The sequence below is a fragment of the Pleomorphomonas sp. JP5 genome (genome assembly GCF_023721815.1).
Taxonomy (GTDB): Bacteria; Pseudomonadota; Alphaproteobacteria; order Rhizobiales; family Pleomorphomonadaceae; genus Pleomorphomonas.
Window position 1 is genome coordinate 72052 of sequence record NZ_JAMDLI010000021.1, and the last position, 20214, is coordinate 92265.

Annotated in this window: 16 protein-coding genes and 1 other RNA gene; 8 read left to right on the forward strand and 9 right to left on the reverse strand. The window is 64.0% G+C overall.

Going from position 1 to position 20214, the window contains the following annotated elements; genetic code table 11:
- Positions 1–12: 12 nt before the first annotated feature.
- Positions 13–2553, forward strand: a complete 2541-nt coding sequence (locus M4J40_RS18255; RefSeq protein WP_251755845.1) for an ATP-binding protein — start codon at positions 13–15, stop codon at positions 2551–2553.
- Here M4J40_RS18255 and kdsA read toward each other — a convergent pair.
- Together kdsA and galE are read right to left on the reverse strand one after the other, a co-directional pair.
- Complete coding sequence (gene kdsA / locus M4J40_RS18260; RefSeq protein WP_251755846.1) at positions 2547–3404, reverse strand: 3-deoxy-8-phosphooctulonate synthase; 858 nt, start codon at positions 3402–3404, stop codon at positions 2547–2549. The genes M4J40_RS18255 and kdsA overlap by 7 nt on opposite strands.
- Positions 3405–3468: 64 nt before the next feature.
- A complete protein-coding gene (gene galE / locus M4J40_RS18265; RefSeq protein WP_251755847.1) occupies positions 3469–4461 on the reverse strand; it encodes a UDP-glucose 4-epimerase GalE in 993 nt (330 codons plus the stop codon).
- 276 nt (positions 4462–4737) lie between these two features.
- Between galE and M4J40_RS18270 the strand changes: the two genes are divergently transcribed.
- A complete protein-coding gene (locus tag M4J40_RS18270) occupies positions 4738–5796 on the forward strand; it encodes a two-component system response regulator (protein ID WP_251755848.1) in 1059 nt (352 codons plus the stop codon).
- A 404-nt stretch (positions 5797–6200) separates the two neighbouring features.
- Positions 6201–7556, forward strand: coding sequence for an NADP-specific glutamate dehydrogenase (gdhA, locus tag M4J40_RS18275; protein ID WP_251756069.1), 1356 nt, complete (start codon positions 6201–6203; stop codon positions 7554–7556).
- Between the two features lie 33 nt (positions 7557–7589).
- Here gdhA and rnk read toward each other — a convergent pair whose 3' ends face one another.
- The 5 genes from rnk to ffs form a co-directional block, all read right to left on the reverse strand.
- Positions 7590–8009 (reverse strand): nucleoside diphosphate kinase regulator, encoded by a 420-nt coding sequence (rnk, locus tag M4J40_RS18280; RefSeq protein WP_251755849.1) that lies wholly within the window; start codon positions 8007–8009, stop codon positions 7590–7592.
- 323 nt (positions 8010–8332) lie between these two features.
- On the reverse strand, positions 8333–8938 hold the full coding sequence (recR, locus tag M4J40_RS18285; protein ID WP_251755850.1) for a recombination mediator RecR: 606 nt from the start codon (positions 8936–8938) through the stop codon (positions 8333–8335).
- A 72-nt stretch (positions 8939–9010) separates the two neighbouring features.
- Positions 9011–9337, reverse strand: a complete 327-nt coding sequence (locus tag M4J40_RS18290; protein ID WP_251755851.1) for a YbaB/EbfC family nucleoid-associated protein — start codon at positions 9335–9337, stop codon at positions 9011–9013.
- A gap of 70 nt (positions 9338–9407) precedes the next feature.
- Positions 9408–11201: a DNA polymerase III subunit gamma/tau gene (locus M4J40_RS18295; RefSeq protein ID WP_251755852.1), complete on the reverse strand. Its 1794-nt coding sequence runs from the start codon at positions 11199–11201 to the stop codon at positions 9408–9410.
- 23 nt (positions 11202–11224) lie between these two features.
- An RNA gene (gene ffs, locus M4J40_RS18300) (signal recognition particle sRNA small type) lies at positions 11225–11321 on the reverse strand.
- Positions 11322–11536: 215 nt separating this feature from the next.
- Here ffs and M4J40_RS18305 point away from each other — a divergent pair.
- The 4 genes from M4J40_RS18305 to M4J40_RS18320 are packed head-to-tail and all read left to right on the forward strand — an operon-like array spanning position 11537 to position 17322.
- Complete coding sequence (locus M4J40_RS18305; protein ID WP_251755853.1) at positions 11537–13414, forward strand: extracellular solute-binding protein; 1878 nt, start codon at positions 11537–11539, stop codon at positions 13412–13414.
- Between the two features lie 25 nt (positions 13415–13439).
- Positions 13440–14546 carry a microcin C ABC transporter permease YejB gene (locus M4J40_RS18310; protein ID WP_251755854.1) on the forward strand — a complete coding sequence of 369 codons (1107 nt, stop codon included), beginning with the start codon at positions 13440–13442 and terminating at the stop codon, positions 14544–14546.
- A complete protein-coding gene (locus tag M4J40_RS18315; protein ID WP_251755855.1) occupies positions 14543–15673 on the forward strand; it encodes an ABC transporter permease in 1131 nt (376 codons plus the stop codon). The genes M4J40_RS18310 and M4J40_RS18315 overlap by 4 nt, the downstream gene beginning before the upstream one ends.
- Positions 15674–15681: 8 nt before the next feature.
- Positions 15682–17322, forward strand: a complete 1641-nt coding sequence (locus M4J40_RS18320) for an ABC transporter ATP-binding protein (protein ID WP_251755856.1) — start codon at positions 15682–15684, stop codon at positions 17320–17322.
- A 169-nt stretch (positions 17323–17491) separates the two neighbouring features.
- Here the strand turns inward: M4J40_RS18320 and M4J40_RS18325 are convergent, their stop codons facing one another.
- On the reverse strand, positions 17492–17944 hold the full coding sequence (locus tag M4J40_RS18325) for a DUF1284 domain-containing protein (protein WP_251755857.1): 453 nt from the start codon (positions 17942–17944) through the stop codon (positions 17492–17494).
- 9 nt (positions 17945–17953) lie between these two features.
- Positions 17954–18502 carry a GcrA family cell cycle regulator gene (locus tag M4J40_RS18330; RefSeq protein WP_251755858.1) on the reverse strand — a complete coding sequence of 183 codons (549 nt, stop codon included), beginning with the start codon at positions 18500–18502 and terminating at the stop codon, positions 17954–17956.
- Positions 18503–18981: 479 nt separating this feature from the next.
- Here M4J40_RS18330 and M4J40_RS18335 point away from each other — a divergent pair, with 479 nt between their 5' ends.
- Complete coding sequence (locus M4J40_RS18335; protein WP_251755859.1) at positions 18982–20211, forward strand: aspartate aminotransferase family protein; 1230 nt, start codon at positions 18982–18984, stop codon at positions 20209–20211.
- Positions 20212–20214: the final 3 nt, after the last annotated feature.

Genomic DNA, 20214 nt, shown 5'->3' on the forward strand with positions numbered 1-20214 from the left:
ACCCGATCCATCGTGACGACCACCACTCCTTCTTCATCCGGACTTGGCACCGGAAAGACCACGGCGCAAGACCGTCCGCTCAGGGGCGCGCTCCTGTATGTCGTCGTCGGCTTTCTGTTCCTTGTATCCGCCGTCGCTGTCTTTACCATCCTGATCCGCCAACAAGCCGACGTGGCGAATCTCGAGGAGACGCGTACGCTGGCCGCAGCCTATCGGCTCGACAGGGCGGCCGAGAAACTGCTGCGCTCGGTGGAGACGGCACGACGGGATCCTTCGGAGACCAACGCGCAAACGGTCATCGCGCGCTTCGTGCTGTTCGGCGCTACGGCGCGCGACTTCATGACATCCGCCCCCGACCGCACCAGCATCGACGCTGTGACGAAGATCGTTGCCGACGCCAAGACACTCATCGATCGTCTTGATGGCGCACGGAAGATCGACCCTCAAGCTCTCGATGCTCTCGGCATCCGCCTGGGCGACCTTCCCAGCCTCACATCGCGTCAAGCCGCTTACGCAGAAGCGGCGGAGACGGCCGCCCGTTCCGAAGAGCGCATGCTCCGCGAGAAGCTCTACCGCGTACTTGTCGTCCTCGTCGGCGCGCTGACGCTCTCCATGTGCATCTTCATTTTCAGCCTGATCCGGCAGATCCGCGAGATCTGGAGCTCGCGGCTGCGCCTCGAAGCGATGGCAGCCGAACTCAAGCAGGCCGTTGCCGCCGCCGAAGCGGCCAATCAGGCGAAATCGGCCTTTCTCGCCACGATGAGTCACGAGATCCGCACACCGATCAATGGTGTGCTCGGCATGGCGCATCTCCTCAAGGATACGCAGCTCGATGCCGAGCAGCGCGGTTTTGCCACCAACATCGAGACCTGCGGGCGCAGCCTGATCGCTCTCGTCAACGACATCCTCGATTTCTCCAAGCTGGAGGCTGGTTCTTTCGACGTCGATCGGGTCGTGTTCGATCCGGTGAGCACTGCCGAAGCGGCCATCTCGATGGTGGAAGCCTCCGTTCGCGAGAAAGGGCTCGTCGCCGTGTTGGCGCCTGAGATCGCCATGAGCGCCCGCTATTCGGGCGACTCGACGCGCGTCCGGCAGGTGCTGATCAACTTCCTTTCCAACGCGGTCAAGTTCACCGAAAGCGGCCTGATCGCCGTACGAATTCGCGAAGTGAGCGGTGGTGACAAGCCGATTGTGCGTTTCGAGGTGGAAGACACCGGAACAGGAATTTCCGAAGAGGGGCAAAAGCGCCTGTTCAAGGAGTTCTCGCAGGTCGACGCTTCGATCACCCGTCGCTTCGGTGGTACCGGCCTCGGGCTCGCCATCAGCCGGCGCATTGTCGAGGGACTTGGCGGGACAATTGGCGTCACGAGTCGGGAAGGACGGGGATCCACGTTCTTCTTCGAGCTACCGCTGGCGCGAGCCGAGGCAGCCGACCTCGATCCTGCTCCGCTCCACGGCGCCAGCGTTTGGGTGAAAGGGCGAACCACCGCCGAAGCCGCGGCAATCGTCACAACTTTCGCCTATTTCGGTGCCCATACCACGGAAGACGAGTCCGGCGCCGACATCGCGGTCATCGTCACGACGCTGCCGCCTGACCATCAACGCGCGCGCCTCGATATCGCCTTCTCGCAGACGGCGCCCCGTGTCGTCGGCAAACCCGCCCGCCCCGCCAATACCCTGACGCCGGCCATCGTTGCCGCCTCGATCGCCGGCAGTCTCGCAACGGAAGACAAGTGTCGCGCCCCGGGCGAAGACGCCGCCGTGCCGAAAGGCCTGAGGGTGCTGGTGGTCGAGGATAACCGCATCAACCAACAAGTGGCGCTGCGCCTCCTCTCCCGACTCGGCATCGAAGCCGCGCTGGCCGAGAACGGCGCCGAGGCGCTGGCCATGGTCAACGCTCGCGATTTCGACATCGTCTTCATGGACATGCAGATGCCGGTGATGGACGGGCTGGAGGCAACGAGAGCCATTCGCCGCTCTAGCGGGCGCGGTCGCAACGTGCCGATCGTCGCGATGACCGCCAATGCCTTTGCCGCCGACCGCGAGGCCTGCCTCAAGGCCGGCATGAACGGCTTCCTGCCCAAGCCCGTCGAACGGGACGATCTGCTATCCGTTCTCGCGGCCCTCCCCGAGGGAAGTGTGCCCGTGACGCGGGCACCCTCCACCGCCGAGGCAGTCCGCGGGGAAACGGTCAATCGGCGACGGATCGACGCACTTCTGCGCGAGCTTGGTCCGGAAGATACGGCTTTCCTGCTCGACTCCTTCGCTACCGACGTCGCCAGTCTTCTTGCCGACCTGTCGGAGGCGCTCGAACGCGGCGACACCGAACTCGCCAAGCGCAGTCTGCACACGCTGAAAGGCGCATCAGCCAACGTCGGCTTCGACGACCTGTCGCGGCAGGCAGCGGCGTTGATGGCCGATCTGCCGGATCCCGACGTCGGCGCCCTCGGCAAGCTGATGATGACCATCGCCAGCGCCGGCAGCGTCGTTTCCAACCTCAAGGCGGGGTTCGCGAAAGAGTCCCGGACCGGCGAGGCGCTGGCAGCTCAATAGGCCTCGATGAGCGCCCGCCCCTTGGCGGCGACGTCGAGCGCCTTGAGATCGGACAGAAGCGGTGCGATCCACGGCAGCGGCAGCATGTTTGGCCCATCCGATGGCGCCCGGTCCGGATCGTCATGCGCCTCGATGAACACGGCCGAACACCCGACCGCGACGGCCGCCCTGGCGAGCGCGGGAGCGAAGACGCGCTTTCCACCCGAGGATGAACCACGTCCGCCGGGTTCCTGCACCGAGTGGGTGGCGTCGAAGACCACGGGATAGCCGGTTTCGGCCATGGTCGGCAGCCCTCGGAAATCGGTGATCAGGGCACCATAGCCGAAAGACGTGCCGCGATCGGTGAGGAGGATGCGCTCATTGCCGGTCGAAGCCACCTTGTCGGCGACATTCTGCATGTCCCACGGAGCCAGGAACTGGCCCTTCTTGACATTGACCGCCTTGCCGGTCTCCCCGGCGGCGATCAGCAGATCGGTCTGCCGGCAGAGAAAGGCGGGGATTTGCAAGACGTCGACCACTTCACCCGCTCGGCGCGTCTGCTCGATATCATGGACGTCGGTGAGAACGGGACACCCCAGACGGCCTCGGATCTCGGCAAGGATGGAAAGCCCCGCGTCGATGCCAACGCCACGCGTACCCTTCAGCGAGGTGCGGTTGGCCTTGTCGTAAGAAGCCTTGAACACGAAGGGCACACCGGCCGCCTTGGCCGTATCCGCAAGGAAGGTGGCGATCTTCAGCGCATGTTCGCGGCTCTCGATCTGACAGGGGCCGGCGATCAGCACGAAGGGAGCGGCGTTGTCAAAGGTGACGGAGCCGACGGTGACGGCTTTTTGCGGCGTGGCGACGGCCATGGGCGGGAACCTTTCCGGAAGGAGGACGCCCGGCCTTTGACTGGCCGGGCGTGACGCGTTTGACTCAGCGCAGGATATTTCGGCCAGCCAGTGACTTTTCCCAAGCCAGGGCGTGGCTGACGATGGTGTCGAGATCGTCGAGCTTCGGCTGCCAGCCGGTGATGGAGCGCAACCGGCTCGAATCGGCAACCAGCGACGGCGGATCGCCGGCGCGGCGCGGCGCCATGCGGACGGGGAAGTCCACGCCCGATGCGCGTTTCACTGCGTCGATCACCTCGAGCACCGAGAAGCCACGGCCATAGCCCGCGTTGGCGACGAACGTGTCGCCACCATCCATCAGGTGCTTGAGCGCAAGGACATGCGCCTCGATGAGATCGCTGACGTGGATATAGTCCCTGAGGCAGGTCCCATCCGGCGTGGGATAGTCGGTGCCGAACACGTCCATGCCGTCGCGCTGGCCGAGGGCAGCCTGGGCGGCGATCTTGATGAGATGGGTGGCGCGTTTGCTCGACTGACCCGTGCGACCCTTCGGATCGGCTCCGGCGACATTGAAATAGCGCAGTGCCGCGTAGCGGAAGCCATAGGCAAGGGCGCTGTCGCGCAGCATGATCTCGGTCATCCACTTGGACGAGCCGTAGGGCGAGACCGGTCCGAGCGGCACCGTCTCGTCGATCAGATCGACGCCTGGTTCGCCATAGACGGCAGCCGTCGAGGAGAACAGGAAAGCCTTGACCTTGCCGCGCACGGCCGCCGCGATCAGCGAGCGCGATTTGACCGTGTTGTTCTCATAGTAGGATAGCGGATCGGTCACCGAGTCGGGGACCACGATCGACCCGGCGAAGTGGGCGACGGCAGTGATGCCGTGATCGGCGATCAGCTTGTCGACCAGATCGCCGTCGCCGATGTCGCCGACGACCAGCGTCGCCGCACCGGGAATGACGGCGTCGTAGCCGGTCGAAAGGTTGTCGAGCACGACAACGCTCTCGCCGTGATCGACGAGGGCATGCACCATGTGGCTGCCAATATAGCCGGCGCCACCGGTCACCAGAATGGACATTGAGAACTCCTCGGATCCTATCGGCACCTTTTCGGGGGTACCGGAAGCGAGACTTCTCTATCGCCCGTTTGGCTTTGCTTTTCCAGTGGGGCGATACCGAGGAGACGCAAATGTCCGTCAAGGCCATGCCCACTGAAATTCATGTGCACATTTTCAGCCAGTAGGGGAAATTAACGGCTCGTTAACTACTTTTTTCGCAGTTTCCTGCATATTTTTCAATGTCCGCGGTGAAGATGCGATTCGATAGCCGGGGCCGGAGAGGGAAGAGGATCGTTCATGGCTCGACTGTCGGGGCCGTTCATTCCAGTCATCGAAGACGCGGCGATACGGCGACTCCGCCTAGTCGACGCGTCGGATACCGGCGTGGAACGGCGGGCGATCACCGTTCTTCACATTGGCGATACGCCGGAGGATACTTTCCTGATCGGCCGCCTCGTCGGCGCGCTGCCCAGCTTCGCCGCCACTTTCGTGGCCGCCGGCACCCGAGAGGCGGCGCTTTCCGCATTGTCGCGCCAGCCTTGCGATGTCGTGCTATGCGAGTTCTGGATGGCCGGATGCACCACCATGGCGTTGATCGACGAGATCAAGCAGGTTGCGGACGTGCCGGTGATCCTGACCTCGGCGCTCGACAATGACGACATCGAACTGATCGGCCGCCGGGCCGGCGCCGATGGGCTTCTCACCAAGAGCGATCTGGCGGTGGCAACGCTCGACAGGGTTTTCTCGACGCTGCTCCCGCGGCGTCAGGCCCCGCGCCGCGACGCGGCGGCGATGCTCAGGGAACTGATGTCCAACCTCTACGCTACCGGACTCGCGCTTCGCCCCGAGCGGGGCCGCCACCGGATGGCGGACCAGGAGGCCAGGCGAGCCGCCCTCGTTCGCTCGATTGCCGACCTGGAGGCCGCCAGCCGGTTCGGTGCCGGTGTTCAGCGCTTCGACGCCATCCCCTTCTTTGTCGATGCGGTGAAGAAGCAAGACCTCAGAGCCGGGGCAGGGGGCAACATTACTTTCCTTGCCCCCTCGCTGCCGCTGCCGATCGAGACCAGCCCAACGCTCTATGCCGACCTTGTCGAAGGCTTCCTCGCTGAAGCCGGTGATGCGGCGGCGGCGGGCGGCGTGGCAACCGTCTCGCTCAGAGCATCGTCCGGCCGCCTTATCGCTACGGTTCGCCAGTCGGGCAGGGAGCCCATCGTGGGGGATGCCGAAGCGCGAGCAGCCGCGGCCGAACGACGCCTGCTGATCGAGGGGCTGGCGAGAGCTTGTGGCGGCGTGGTGACGTTTTCGGCCAGAAACGGGCATGCCCTTGAGGTCCCGCTTCGTCTATCCGGCACCTAACTGACTAGATATAAATATCGACCACCAATACTCGGCAACCTTGTGTGTTGCTCCCGGGTGATGGCGAGCGTTTGGCCGTGCGACGCCTTCTCCCATGCGGGTCGCGACATTTTTTGGGCGAATGCTCCTATAATGCCCACACCTCGGCTTGCATCTTGATTTTCTCTTCATCACAGTGCCTCTAGATTGGGCACTTTCTTGTTCTCGGAGACACGGGACACATCATTGGCCTCGCACAAGGTGCCTCGGTGCCTTTTGTCTGTACTCGCAAAGGTTGCGATTACAGCGAGAGCGACGTTTCCTTTGCAACGGCGGCCAAGGCCGTCGGGCGAAAGCAGCCCGATCGCAGCGCCACAATGTCCGGCTCTCGAAAGAGAGCTGGCGTGAAACGAAGGAAGTCGCAGTTGGTTTCGATCGATGAGAAGTTGGTTCCAGTTCTGTCGGAAGTGCTGAGCCGCAACCCGGCGGAATCGGAGTTCCATCAGGCTGTACGCGAAGTGCTGGAAAGCCTCGGCCATGTGGTGGTCAAGCATCCGGACTATCTGGCCGATGCCTTGATCGAGCGGATCTGCGAACCCGAGCGCCAGATCATATTCCGGGTCCCGTGGACCGACGACCGTGGCCAGGTTCACATCAATCGCGGCTTCCGCGTACAGTTCAACTCTGCGCTTGGCCCCTACAAGGGGGGACTGCGTTTCCACCCCTCGGTCAACCTGGGTATCATCAAGTTCCTGGGCTTTGAGCAGATCTTCAAGAATGCCCTGACCGGCCTGCCGATCGGCGGCGGCAAGGGGGGCTCCGATTTCGACCCCAAAGGCAAGTCGGAGGGCGAAATCATGCGTTTCTGCCAGTCCTTCATGATCGAGCTCAGCCGGCACGTTGGCGAACACACCGACGTACCGGCGGGAGACATCGGAGTCGGCGGGCGTGAGATCGGCTGGCTGTTCGGCCAGTACAAGCGCCTCACCAACCGCTTCGAGGCCGGTGTGTTCACCGGAAAGGGGCTCAGCTATGGCGGCTCCCTGGTTCGGCGGGAAGCCACCGGCTATGGCACCGTCTACTTCACCAGCGCCATGCTGGCCACCAGGGGCGCCGACCTTGAAGGCCGGAAAGTGGTGGTCTCCGGCTCAGGCAACGTAGCCATTTACGCCATGGAGAAGGCCATCCGCCGCGGCGGCAAGGTGATCGCTTGCTCCGACAGCTCCGGCTACATCGTCGACGAGGCGGGCATCGACCTCGATCTGGTAAAGGAAATCAAGGAAGTGCGGCGGGCCCGTATCTCGGACTACGTCGCACTGAAACAGAAGGGGACCCATTTCGTTCCAACCGACAAGGGCAGCATCTGGGATGTGCCCTGCGAGGTCGCGTTGCCCTGCGCAACGCAGAACGAACTCTCCGGCCGCGATGCCGCCACGCTGATCAACAATGGCGTCATCGCCGTCGCGGAAGGCGCCAACATGCCGTCGACCCCGGAAGCGGTGCATGCCTTCCAGGCAGCCGGCGTCCTGTTCGGTCCGGGCAAGGCCGCCAATGCGGGCGGCGTTGCCACGTCGGCCTTGGAGATGCAGCAGAATGCCAGTCGTGACAGCTGGACTTTCGAGGCCACGCGCGAGCGGTTGGCCGGAATCATGAGCGGCATTCATGATCGCTGCGCCGAAACGGCTCGCGAGTATGGAGTGGCCGGCAACTATGTGCTGGGCGCCAATATCGCCGGCTTCATCCGTGTTGCCGAGGCGATGCGCGCCCAAGGCATCATCTGATATCCAGTCCCGCGTGAGGGCGGCGCGCCGCCCTCACGATGCCGTCGCCAGATCTTCCACGCCAACTTCCAGCACCTGCAGTTGGCGCGTCTTGCCATCGCGATCCGCCCAATCGATGCTCTGTCCGGCAGTCAGACCGATCAGTGCGGCTCCAACCGGCGTCAACACGGAAATGCGCCCCTGCTCGATGTCCGCCTCGCCCGGGTAAACCAGGCGAATGGTCCTCGGCTCGGCTCCATCCAGGCTGAAGCGCACGACCGCGCCCATACGCACCGTCCCCTCCGCCAGTCGATTGTCCGCGACGACGCGCGCCCGATCGAGCTCCGCGGCCAACTGGTCGGCCGCCTTGGGATCGCGATCGGCGAGCGCATCGGCGAGATTGGCAAGACGCTCGTGATCCGACCGGGCGAGCGTGATGGCCGGCAAGCGACGCCGGCGTGTGGTTGTTGTCATGTTCATTCCTCCAAAAGAAAAAAGGGCCGCTCTCAGGCGGACCTGATTTGAGAAAGCTGGGGGTAGGTGTCGCGCAGCGATGGCGGCTGGAAAACCGGCAGCAGAGCCTCACGGCCTGCGCGCGACATGCGGGACCGTGAGATCAGTATCCCGCGACGGGATAGATCCTGCAAAGCACTCGGAGGTGGTTGGTCCGCGGTTCCATGTCCGGAAAGATCGGCATTCGATCGGCTAAAGTCAAGCCGGCCTTATTGGACCACCGCCAAATGCCGCCAGTTGCCGGCCTCGGCTTTCGGACGCTCGCGCCTCGTTCGGCGCCGCAATCAGAACGGCGTACGTGAGCGTATGGCCGCCGTCAGCGTGCCCTCGTCCAGATAGTCGAGCTCTCCGCCCACCGGTACGCCATGAGCAAGGCGCGTCACCTTGACGTCGAGGCCGTCGAGGCGATCGGTCACGTAGTGCGCGGTCGTCTGGCCGTCGACGGTGGCATTGACGGCGAGAATCACTTCCTTGACCGCCGGATCGGATGCCCGCTCGACGAGGCCGGCGATGTCGAGATCGTCAGGCCCGATGCCGGAGAGCGGCGACAGCACACCGCCGAGAACGTGATAGCGGGCGTTGACGGCACCGGCCCGCTCCAGTGCCCAGAGGTCGGCAACGTCCTCCACCACGACGATCACCGAGCCGTCCCGTGTCGGATCGGTACAGACGGTGCAGGGATCAGCGGTGTCCACATTGCCGCAAACCGAACAGACGCGCACATGATCGTGGACGGTGCGCATGGCGTCGGTCAGCGGGGCGAGCAACTGTTCGCGCTTTTTGACGAGTTGCAGCGCCGCGCGACGGGCCGAGCGCGGCCCGAGGCCGGGCAGACGGGCAAGCAGCTGGATCAGCCGCTCGATTTCCGGTCCTGTCACGCGTCGGGCCAAGGCGATCTCCGCTCAAAGCACGGGCTCCGAAACGGCCAGACCGTCCGAAAAACCCGTGCGTCACCAAACCTGTCAGAAGGGCAGCTTGAAGCCGGGGGGCAGCGGCAGCTTGCCGGTGACCGCCTGCATGCGCTCGGCGACGAGAGCGTCGACATGCGACTTCGCGTCAGTAAAGGCAGCAACGATAAGATCCTCGACGATCTCGGCCTCCTCCGGCTTCATGAGCGAAGGATCGATGCGAAGCCCTTTCATTTCGCCTTTTCCGGTGACCGTGACCGAAACGAGGCCGCCACCGGAGGTCCCCGTAGCTTCAGTCTTGGCGATTTCCTCCTGCGCCTCGGCCATGCGGGCCTGAAGCGCCTGAGCTTCCTTCATCATCTTGCCGATGTCGCCGAACATGTCTCTTCTCCCGGTGGATCAGTCTTGTCGCCAGATGGCCGCTCCGGCCGCCCTTGTCAACGGCGTCGGATCAATCGTCGAAGTCACCGAAGCCGGGATCGGGCATTTCATCGATGAAGCCTTCGGTCCAGTCGCCGGTATCCTCGAAGGTCGCGCCACCGCCGGCGGGACCTGCCGGCAACGGCTCTGGTTCGTCTTCAAACTTGACGTCGACGATCTCGGCCCCGGGGAACAGACGGAAGATGGCCGCGACCACCGGATCGGCCAGCGCATCGTCCACGGCTTCGCGCCGGCGGACTTCTCGCATCTCGGCAAGCGTCGGGCGCCCCTCCTCGCGGGAAATGGCGACGATCCAGCGGCGTCCGGTCCAGCCGGTCAACTTTCGGCCGATTTCACCGGCGAGACCCGGATTAGCCCCCTCGACGGGAGAGAACTCGATGCGCCCATCCTCGAAGCGGACGAGCCGGACGTGCCGCTCCAACGCAAACTTAAGACCGATGTCGCGATTGCTTTCGGCCAGCGCCACCACCGCCTCGAAACTGTCGAGACGTGGACCGGCCGCAAGCTCGGGTTCGGCGCGACGGGCGACGGCTCCGCCAAATCCGTGGGCGCTACGCGCGCGCGCTCCATCTCCTCCGCCCGGGAGACCGCCCCCCGGCGGGTTCATCCCAGGAAAGCTACCTTCCCTCAGCATCTTTAACGCTTCGTCAGGCGTCGGTAGATCGGCAGCGTAGGCGAGCCGGACCAGCACCATCTCGGCGGCCGGCAGCGGCCGTGGCGCCGTCTGCACCTCCTGGATGCCCTTGAGCAGCAACTGCCAAGCGCGGGAGAGAATGCGCACCGAAAGCTTCTCGGCGAAGTCGCGACCACGCGTCCGCTCGGCTTCGGTCAGCGACAGGTCGGTCGCCCCTTCGGGCAGATGCTTGAGGCGCGTCACCAAATGCACGAAAGCGGCGAGATCGGACAGCACCGCCGCCGGATCGGCGCCCGTATCGTATTGGTCGGCCAGAATCGAAAGCGCGCCGGCGACGTCGCCCTTCATCACCGCCTCGAAGAGGTCGACCACGCGCACCCGGTCGGCGAGGCCGAGCATGCCGCGAACCGCATCGGCCGAGACGTGGCCGCCGCCGTGGGCGATCGCCTGGTCGAGAATGGTCAGGCTGTCGCGCACAGACCCCTCGGCGGCGCGGGCGATCAGCGCCACGGCTTCAGGGTCGGCGGTAACCTTTTCCGAAGCGATGATGCGCTCGATATGAGCGGCAAGCTCGCCGGTCGGCACGCGACGCAAGTCGAAGCGCTGGCAGCGCGACAGAACCGTGATCGGTACCTTGCGGATTTCGGTGGTGGCGAAGACGAACTTCACATGCTCCGGCGGCTCTTCCAACGTCTTCAGAAGCGCGTTGAATGCCTGCGTCGACAGCATGTGCACTTCGTCGATGATGTAGACCTTGTAGCGGGCCGACACCGGTTTGTAGCGAGCCGCCTCGATGATGTCGCGCACGTCGTCGACGCCGGTATGCGAGGCGGCGTCCATCTCGATGACGTCGACGTGCCGCCCCTCCATGATGGCGCGACAGTGGGTGCCCTCGCGATCCATGTGCACGGTGGGTCGGTCGATCTCGCCTGGAATCTCATAGTTGAGGGCGCGGGCGAGAATGCGGGCAGTGGTGGTCTTGCCGACGCCGCGAACGCCGGTCAGCATCCACCCTTGCGCGATACGACCAGTGTCGAAGGCGTTCTCGAGCGTGCGCACCATGGCGCCGTGGCCGATCAGGTCGGCAAAGCTCTGAGGGCGATACTTGCGGGCAAGAACCCTGTAGGGCGAGGCGGCCGTCTGATCGGCAGGCGTCAGAGTGTCCGGCATGCTCGCAACCTGGGAAAAGAAGGGTGGGAGGCCGACGAGTGACCCGAGCCGAGGCTCGTTGGGGCTGCTTCCTTCCGGACCTGACCCGGTTGGCGAGTGGTTCGTCCACTGCCAACCTCCCGAGCCACATATCGCGGTGTTGCCGGCAAAATGCAAGAGGCGGATTTCACAGAAGCCTATCTTCCCATCCCAACAACCGCGCGCTCAAACGCCATTTTCGCCGCGATCGTCCTTTGTCCAGGAGGACTCGAAAAGCATGCGGTCTCGCGAAACCATTGCCTTCGTGCCGCAATGATGAAAATTTCAGGGCGTTTTCAAATGCGCGGGGACGCCCAATGATTCGACCTTTTGCCCTGAGCTTCCCTGGCCGGCTCCACATCGCCGTCCTCTCCGTTCTCCTGCCGCTTCTGGCCAGTACGGCGGTGCGGGCCGAAGAACCGGAGTGGCGAACCGCGACGACGCTGGGCGGCGAACCGCACTATGCCGCCGATTTCGCCCACTTCGATTACGTCAACCCCGACGCTCCCAAAGGGGGCGAGGCGCGGTTCGGCGTCGAAGGCAACTTCGACAGCACCAACCTCTTTCTCGGCACCAAGGGAACTCCGGCCACCTCGGTCGCCTCCGCTTACGAGTCGCTTTTCACGGCGTCGTTGGACGAGCTGGACATTTCCGCCACCTATCCGCTTCTGGCCGACGCGATGCGTTACCCCAGCGATTTCGCCTGGGCGGAGTATCGGCTCGATCCGAAGGCGCGCTGGCAGGACGGCGAGCCTGTGACGGTCGACGACGTCATCTGGTCGTTCGACACGCTGAAGGAGATCTACCCTCTTTTTGGCAGCTACTACAGTCATGTGACGAAGGCCGAGGCGACCGACGACCGGGTCGTCCGGTTCACATTCGATGCGCCAGGCAACCGTGAGCTGCCGCATATTCTCGGGCAGCTCTACGTGCTTCCCAAGCACTGGTGGCAGGGCAAGGACGCCTCGGGAAAGCAGCGCAACATTCGCGAGACGACTTTGGAGCCGCCGCTCGGCTCAGGCCCTTACAAGGTGACGGCCGTCGACCCTGGCCGGCGCGTCACACTGGTTCGAGATCCCGACTATTGGGGAGCGAAGTTGCCGGTCTCCATCGGGTCCAACAACTTCGACCGCCTGATCTATGACTATTACGTCGACCCAACGGTGCTGATGGAGGCCTTCAAGGCCGACAAGTACGATTTCCGTGCCGAACGCTCGGCCAAGATGTGGGCAACCGGCTACGACTTCCCGGCGAAAAACGAAGGCAAGGTCGTGACCATGACCTTCCCGCGCAACGCCTCGGGCGTCATGCAGGCGCTCGTGCCAAACCTGCGCCTGGCAAAGTATCAGGACGCGCGTGTTCGTCGGGCGCTCAATCTCGCCTTCGACTACGAGACGCTGAAGCGAACGGTTTTCTTCAATCTCTACGACCGTATCGACAGTTTCTACTTCGGGACCGAGCTGGCTGCCAAGAACCTGCCGAGTCCAGGCGAGCTGTCGCTCCTGGAACCACTGCGCGACAAGTTGCCGCCCGCGGTGTTCACCACCCCATACGCCAACCCGGTTGGAGGTACGCCCGAGGCGGTGCGCGAGAACCTCCAGCAGGCGGTCGCGCTGTTCGCCGAAGCCGGCTGGACTATCCGGGACGGCAAGATGCGCAATGCCAAGGGGGAGCCCTTCCGTATCGAGTACCTCACCTTCAGCTCGCTCGACGAACGCTACATCTCCCCCTTTGCCAAGGCACTGGGTCGCATCGGCATCGACCTTGACCTGCGCCTCGTCGACGATGCCCAGTACCTGAACCGCACGCGGAGTTTCGATTTCGACATGACGGTCGATGTCTGGGGCCAATCGCTGTCGCCGGGTAACGAGCAGCGCGAGATGTGGGGATCGAAGGCGGCCGACCTGCCCGGCTCGCGTAATACCGCCGGCATCAAGAATCCGGCCGTCGACGCACTGATCGAAAAGGTGATCTACGCCGAGAACCGGGAAGCGCTCGTGACCGCGACGCGCGCACTCGACAGGGTGCTGCTTGCGGGCAACTACGTCATCCCGCTCTTCTATTCGAAGAACAGCTTCTACGCCTACTGGAAGCGCTTCGGCCATCCGGAGGCCCTGCCGAAATACTCCGTCGGCTTCCCCGATGTCTGGTGGTACGACCCAGCCGTGGCTTCGGCGGCCGGCCTTTCCCGCTGACGACGTCGAGACGAGGTTCCGCTTCATGGCAGGCTACATTCTCAGACGCCTCCTCCTGATGATTCCGACGCTGATCGGCATCATGGCCATCAACTTCGCCGTCGTGCAGTTCGCCCCCGGCGGGCCGGTGGAGAAGGTGATCGCCAAGCTGCAGGGCACCGACATCGGCGCCACCGATCGCTTCACAGGCGCCGGCGCCGACCTCGGGGGACAGTCGCCCGACCAGATGTCGGGCGAGGCGATCACCTCGAAATATCGCGGAGCACAAGGGCTCGACCCCGAGTTCATCAAGAAGCTCGAGAAAGAGTTCGGCTTCGACAAGCCGCCGCTCGAACGCTTCGGCCTGATGCTGTGGAACTATGCCCGCTTCGATTTCGGCGAGAGCTATTTCCGCTCCATTTCGGTGATCGACCTCATCAAGGAAAAGCTGCCGGTCTCGATCTCGCTCGGCCTCTGGATGACGCTTCTTTCCTACGGCATCTCCATTCCGCTCGGCATCGCCAAGGCCGTGCGCGACGGTTCGCGCTTCGACGTCTGGACGTCCTTCGTCATTGCCGTCGGCTATGCCGTTCCGAGCTTCCTGTTCGGCATCCTGCTCATCGTGCTGTTCGCAGGCGGGTCGTTCTGGTCGATCTTCCCCCTGCGCGGGCTGACATCCGAGGGCTGGAGCGCCATGGCCTGGCCCGAGCGCATCCTGGACTATTTCTGGCACATGGCCTTGCCCCTGCTCGCCATGGCAACGCACGCCTTCGCCACAACGACGCTGCTGGTCAAGAACTCCTTCCTCGACGAGATCCGCAAACAGTATGTGCTGACGGCGCGCATGAAGGGCCTTTCGGAGCGAAAGGTGCTGTATGGCCACGTGTTCCGCAACGCCATGCTGATCGTCATCGCCGGCTTCCCAGGCGCCTTCATCGCCTCCTTCTTTGCCGGATCGCTGCTGATCGAGACGATCTTCTCGCTCGACGGTCTCGGGCTGCTGTCCTTCGAATCGGTGATCAATCGCGACTATGCCGTCGTGTTCGCGACCCTTTACGTCTTCTCGCTGATGGGCCTCGTCATCAACATCCTCTCAGACCTCACCTACATGTGGATCGATCCGCGCATCGATTTCGAGAGCCGGGAGGTATGACGTCCATGAACGCCCTTCCCGCAGCAAGGCGCCCCTGGCTATCGCCCGTCAACCGTCGCAGATGGCAGAATTTCAAGGCCAACCGCCGGGGCTGGTGGTCCTTCTGGATCTTTCTGGTGTTGTTCGTGGCGACGCTTCTGTCCAACGTCATCGCCAACGACCGGCCTATCGTCGTCTCCTACAAGGGCGAGATCCTGTTCCCGGTGCTGGTCGACTACCCGGAGGAAAAGTTCGGCGGCTTCCTCGCGATCACCAATTATCGGGATCCCTTCAATCGCGACGAGATCGAGAGCAACGGCTGGATGCTCTGGCCGCCAATCCGCTATTCCTTCGACACGCCCAACACCGACGCGCCGACGCCAGCGCCCTCGCCGCCCGCCTTCCTGCTGTCACCTGCCGAGCGCTGCTCCGCTTATGCCGAAGGCGTGAACGACAGGGAGTGCGTGTTCGGCAACATGAACTGGCTCGGAACCGACGATCAGGGTCGCGACGTCGTTGCCCGCGCCCTCTATGGCTTCCGCATCTCCGTTCTGTTCGGTCTGACGCTGGCTGTGGTTTCCTCGTTCGTCGGCATCGCCATCGGCGCCGTGCAAGGCTACTACGGTGGCCTCACCGACCTCCTGATGCAGCGCTTCATCGAGATCTGGAACGCTGTGCCGACGCTCTATCTCCTGATCATCGTCTCCTCGGTGATCGCGCCGTCCTTCCTGGTGCTGCTGTTGATCCTGCTCGCCTTCTCATGGACGCATCTCGTCGGCGTCGTGCGCGCCGAGTTCCTGAGAGCCCGCAATTTTGAGTTCGTGCGCGCGGCGCGGGCGCTCGGCGTCGGCAATCTGACCATCATGTGGCGGCACCTTCTGCCCAACGCGATGGTGGCGACGCTGACCTTCCTGCCCTTCATCCTCAATGGCTCCATCACGACCTTGACGTCGCTCGACTATCTCGGCTTTGGGCTGCCGGCGGGCTACCCGTCTCTTGGAGAACTGCTCCGCCAAGGCAAGACCAACGTTTTCGCGCCCTGGCTCGGCATCACCGGCTTCTGTGTGGTCGCCGTCATGCTGAGTTTGCTGATCTTCATCGGCGAGGCGGTGCGCGACGCCTTCGATCCACGCAAGACGTTCGAGTGAGGCCTGCCATGACTGATACCACCGGCGGCACCCTCCTCTCCGTCCGCAACCTCTCCGTCGCATTTCGCCACGAGCATGGCGAAATGCTTGCCGCCTCCGGCGTTTCCTTCGATCTGGAGAAGGGCCGGACGCTGGCCGTCGTCGGCGAAAGCGGCTCGGGCAAGTCGGTGACGGCCCTGTCGATCGTTCGCCTGCTGCCCTACCCGGCCGCCCGGCATCCCTCCGGCGAGATCCTCTACAAGGGACGCGACCTCCTGAAAGCGGACGAAGCTGAGCTCAGGAAGATCCGTGGCGCGGACATCACCATGGTATTTCAGGAGCCGATGACCTCGCTCAACCCGCTGCAATCGATCGAGCGGCAGATCGGCGAGATCCTGAAACTGCACGGCGCCAGCGGCGACGCCAACGTGCGCCGTCGGGTGATCGAACTGTTGAACGAAGTCGGCATTCCTGATCCGGAGACCCGGCTTTCGGCCTATCCGCACCAGCTTTCCGGCGGCCAGCGCCAGCGGGTGATGATCGCCATGGCGCTCGCCAACGCGCCCGACCTCCTGATCGCAGACGAACCAACCACCGCCCTCGATGTCACCGTTCAGGCACAGATCCTGACCCTGTTGAAGACGCTGCAGGCACGGCACGGCATGGCCATCCTGTTCATCACCCATGACCTCGGCATCGTCGAGCGCTTTGCCGACGACGTGGTGGTGATGACTGGTGGCGAGGTGGTCGAGGCCGGGCCGACGGCGGAGGTGTTCGCCGCGCCGCGGCACGCCTATACGCGCCACCTGATGGCGGCGGCGCCAAAGGGCGAGCCACCGGCTGCCTCGCTGGAGGCTCCGGTCATCGTCGAAGCCGAGCAACTGCGTGTCTGGTTCCCGATCAAGGCCGGGTTCCTTCGCCGCACCGTCGGCCACGTCAAGGCGGTCGATGGCGTCGACCTCAAGCTGCGGGCCGGTCAAACGCTGGGCGTGGTCGGCGAAAGCGGCTCGGGCAAGACGACGCTCGGCCTTGCTCTTCTTCGCCTCATTTCCTCCCAGGGGCCCATCGTGGTGCTTGGCCGCCGCATCGACGAGCTTGATTCCCGTGCCATGCGGCCGCTCAGGCGCGACGTACAAGCCGTCTTCCAGGATCCCTACGGCTCACTCTCTCCGCGCATGACGGTGGCCGACATCGTCGGAGAGGGGCTTTCCGTGCATGAACCGGCCCTCACCCCGTTGGCTCGCGATGCCCGTGTCGTGGAGGCCCTCACCGAGGTCGGCCTCGACCCCGAAACGCGCCACCGCTACCCACACGAGTTCTCCGGCGGGCAGCGCCAGCGCATCGCCATCGCTCGCGCCATGGTACTGAAACCCAAGTTCGTCATGCTCGACGAACCTACTTCGGCCCTCGACATGAGTGTCCAGGCCCAGGTGGTCGATCTCTTGCGTGACCTGCAGGCGCGGCATGGCCTTGCCTACATGTTCATTTCCCACGATCTGAAGGTGGTAAGGGCGTTGGCCAACGATCTCATCGTCATGAAAGCGGGAAAGGTGGTGGAGGCGGGACCGGCCACCGAGGTGTTTGCGGCGCCGAAGGAGCCCTACACCCAGGCACTGCTGGCCGCGGCGTTCCGTCTGGAGGCCGTAACCGGCGCGGTCACGGAACCCTAGCCCCCCCCCTTGCAAAGGCTGGCACCGACGCCGTATCAGAGTTGTGTAAAAACAAAGGGATAGCATGTTGGCGAACCAGGTTTCGCCGGGCCTGCTCCAGTGGAGCTTATGACCGAGACATTTGCTCTGAGGCTTGTGTCACGCGGACGCAAATGTCTCGGTCGAACCACTAGGCTGGGTCGAGTGCCGACCGGAACAGTGTCCCCTTGTAGCCGCCAGCGGCAATGTCGCGACAAAGCGGTTGCCATTCGCAAAGAGCGCAAGCCGCTTCAAACGCACCGTCGTGGTAAGCGGACCGAAAGCGTGCCCGAAGCCGTTCGTCGAGAACGAGACGATCGCCGGGCTTGAGCGGTCTGTCGAGCAGCTTGGAAACAAGGGAAAGTGCTCGCCGGTCACGCTCGGGCACCGTTGCCTCGTGGCAGTGGGGATGCTCCTCGGTACGGCAAAGAGGCTCGCAGATATCGTCGGGGCCTTCGACAATCTCGGCGATCGAGCCAGCAACGAGCCTGGCGGCGGTGGCCGTCATTCCAGCCACGAACTCCGGCGAATAGCCGAGCCCCTTGTAGGTCAGGAGGCAAAGGAGGTGATGCCCCCTTAGCCTGACCGTGTTCTCATCGACCACGACCGACGATCAGCCGGCCGCCTTGCGATCGCGCTCGCGGCGGCGCTCGGCCGACGGCTGGTAGGCGATCCGGGCATGGAAGGCGCAATAGGGGATACCGACCTCCGACTTGCGGCCGCAGAAGAAGAAGTCCGGCTTGCCGGGGTCGCCCACCGGCCACTTGCAGGTGCTCTCGGTCAAGGAAAGGATGGTCACCTTTTCGAACACCGGCGGTTCGATCTCGGTGACCGGAGCCATTGCCAATGCCTCTTCGGCCTGGGAGTCCGCCTTGAGAGCCGTGGCGCCAATCGTGATCGGACGAACAGGCGCCGTCGGCCGGCTCGCCGGCTGGGCTTGGGCAACCGGACGACTGGCTGATTTGACGCGCGGCGGAGCGGCAACAGTCGGGCGTGCCGGCTGTACCTGCGGCTTCGACCGGCCCGACAATCCCAGCCGGTGCACTTTGCCGATCACCGCGTTTCGTGTCACGGCGCCGAGTTCAGCCGCGATCTGGCTGGCGCTCAACCCTTCAGACCAGAGCGTCTTGAGGCGCTCGACACGTTCGTCGGTCCAGGACATCTTCTCATCCTCTCTTCGCCGCATCACCCGGGGAATCCCTAGGGACACGCCCGGTCCACCTATTGGTCCGGCAACGCAAAACACATGCGATTGTATCGCTGAAGCGTCCCGCCACGATATCTCGTGGCGACGACATCTAGGCTACAATGGGCATTCTCTCCGGCGCAATGACCACTGAGTCACGCCCTGCGGCGCTTTACGACTTTTCAACAAATATCGTGGCGCCGGCGTTTCCGTTCAACCGCCATCTCTCCATCTGATTCGCTCGAGCCGGAAATGCCTGTCGGACTGCTTCAATTTCGGGCGGTCAAAGCTCAAAAACCTTGACAGATCCGGCGTTTCCCGTGGTATAGAGCCGCCTTGCGAGAGGCCGCGCCGCCGAGATGCCGGGGGCGCGGCCTGCTTTTTTCATTCGCCGGCCTCGCGCTATCGGCACCGGCGCCCGCAGGAAAACCCCTATCACTGAAAAGGAAACTGTCATGACCGCCCCCGGTTCCACCTCTCCGCTCTATGCGACATTCTCGCGCGCGGACGTGGCCTTCGAACGAGGCGAGGGGGCCTGGCTCATCGACAGCCGAGGAGAGCGCTGGCTCGACTTCGGATCCGGTATCGCCGTCAACGCCCTTGGACACGCCCATCCGCATCTCGTCGAGACGCTGAAGGCGCAGGCCGAGAAGGTCTGGCATGTCTCCAACGCCTTCCGGATTCCCGATCAGGAGCGGCTGGCCGAGCGGCTGGTCGCCAACACCTTCGCCGACCGTTGCTTCTTCACGAACTCGGGCGCCGAAGCTCTCGAATGCGCCTTCAAGACGGTGCGCCGCTATCACTGGGCGAACGGTCATCCCGAGCGCTATCGCTTCATCACCATGGAAGGCGCCTTCCACGGCCGCACCCTGGCGACCATCGCCGCCGGTGGTCAGGAGAAATATCTCGAAGGCTTCGGACCAAAGGTCGACGGCTTCGATCAGGTTCCCTTCAACGACATCGCGGCCGTCAAGGCGGCGGTGACGGCGGAAACCGCCGGCATTCTGGTCGAACCGATCCAGGGCGAGGGTGGCGTGCGTGTCATTCCGTCCGAGAGCCTCAGGGCGCTCAGGCAGATCTGCGACGACAACGGCCTGCTTCTGATCTTCGACGAGGTTCAGTGCGGATACGGGCGGACGGGCCGCTTCTTTGCCCATGAGTGGGCCGGCGTCACGCCCGACGTAATGGCCGTGGCCAAGGGTATTGGCGGCGGCTTCCCTCTCGGCGCCTGCCTCGCCACCGAGGCAGCGGCCGCCGCGATGAAGGCCGGCGTGCACGGCACCACCTACGGCGGCAACCCACTGGCGATGGCTGTCGGCAATGCCGTTCTCGATGTTGTTCTGGCCGACGGTTTCCTCGAGCGGGTACGCGCCGCAAGCCTCCGCTTCAAGCAGGCGCTGGCCGCCATCATCGATCGACATCCGGACCTTTTTGAAGGCGTGCGCGGCGAAGGCCTGCTCATCGGCCTCAAGTGCAAGCGCCCGGTGGCAGAGATGAACGCCGCCTTCCGCGACCAGCACCTGCTGACCATCGCAGCCGGTGACGGCGTCGTGCGTCTGCTGCCGCCGCTGATCGTCAGCGATGAGGAGATCCTGGAAGCGGTGAAGCGCATCGACGCCGCCGCGACCGCCCTCACCGCAGCTTCTTCCGCCGCCCCTGGGGTGGCCGCCGCCAAGTCGGCCTGAGCG

Coding starts and splice junctions, on each gene's coding strand:
- M4J40_RS18315 (WP_251755855.1), top strand. CDS start 14,543: ATGACGTCCATGAACGCCCTTCCCGCAGCAAGGCGCCCCTGGCTATCG.
- M4J40_RS18305 (WP_251755853.1), top strand. CDS start 11,537: ATGATTCGACCTTTTGCCCTGAGCTTCCCTGGCCGGCTCCACATCGCC.
- M4J40_RS18295 (WP_251755852.1), bottom strand. CDS start 11,201: ATGCCGGACACTCTGACGCCTGCCGATCAGACGGCCGCCTCGCCCTAC.
- M4J40_RS18290 (WP_251755851.1), bottom strand. CDS start 9,337: ATGTTCGGCGACATCGGCAAGATGATGAAGGAAGCTCAGGCGCTTCAG.
- M4J40_RS18330 (WP_251755858.1), bottom strand. CDS start 18,502: ATGTCCTGGACCGACGAACGTGTCGAGCGCCTCAAGACGCTCTGGTCT.
- rnk (WP_251755849.1), bottom strand. CDS start 8,009: ATGACAACAACCACACGCCGGCGTCGCTTGCCGGCCATCACGCTCGCC.
- galE (WP_251755847.1), bottom strand. CDS start 4,461: ATGTCCATTCTGGTGACCGGTGGCGCCGGCTATATTGGCAGCCACATG.
- M4J40_RS18310 (WP_251755854.1), top strand. CDS start 13,440: ATGGCAGGCTACATTCTCAGACGCCTCCTCCTGATGATTCCGACGCTG.
- M4J40_RS18320 (WP_251755856.1), top strand. CDS start 15,682: ATGACTGATACCACCGGCGGCACCCTCCTCTCCGTCCGCAACCTCTCC.
- M4J40_RS18335 (WP_251755859.1), top strand. CDS start 18,982: ATGACCGCCCCCGGTTCCACCTCTCCGCTCTATGCGACATTCTCGCGC.
- M4J40_RS18270 (WP_251755848.1), top strand. CDS start 4,738: ATGGCTCGACTGTCGGGGCCGTTCATTCCAGTCATCGAAGACGCGGCG.
- kdsA (WP_251755846.1), bottom strand. CDS start 3,404: ATGGCCGTCGCCACGCCGCAAAAAGCCGTCACCGTCGGCTCCGTCACC.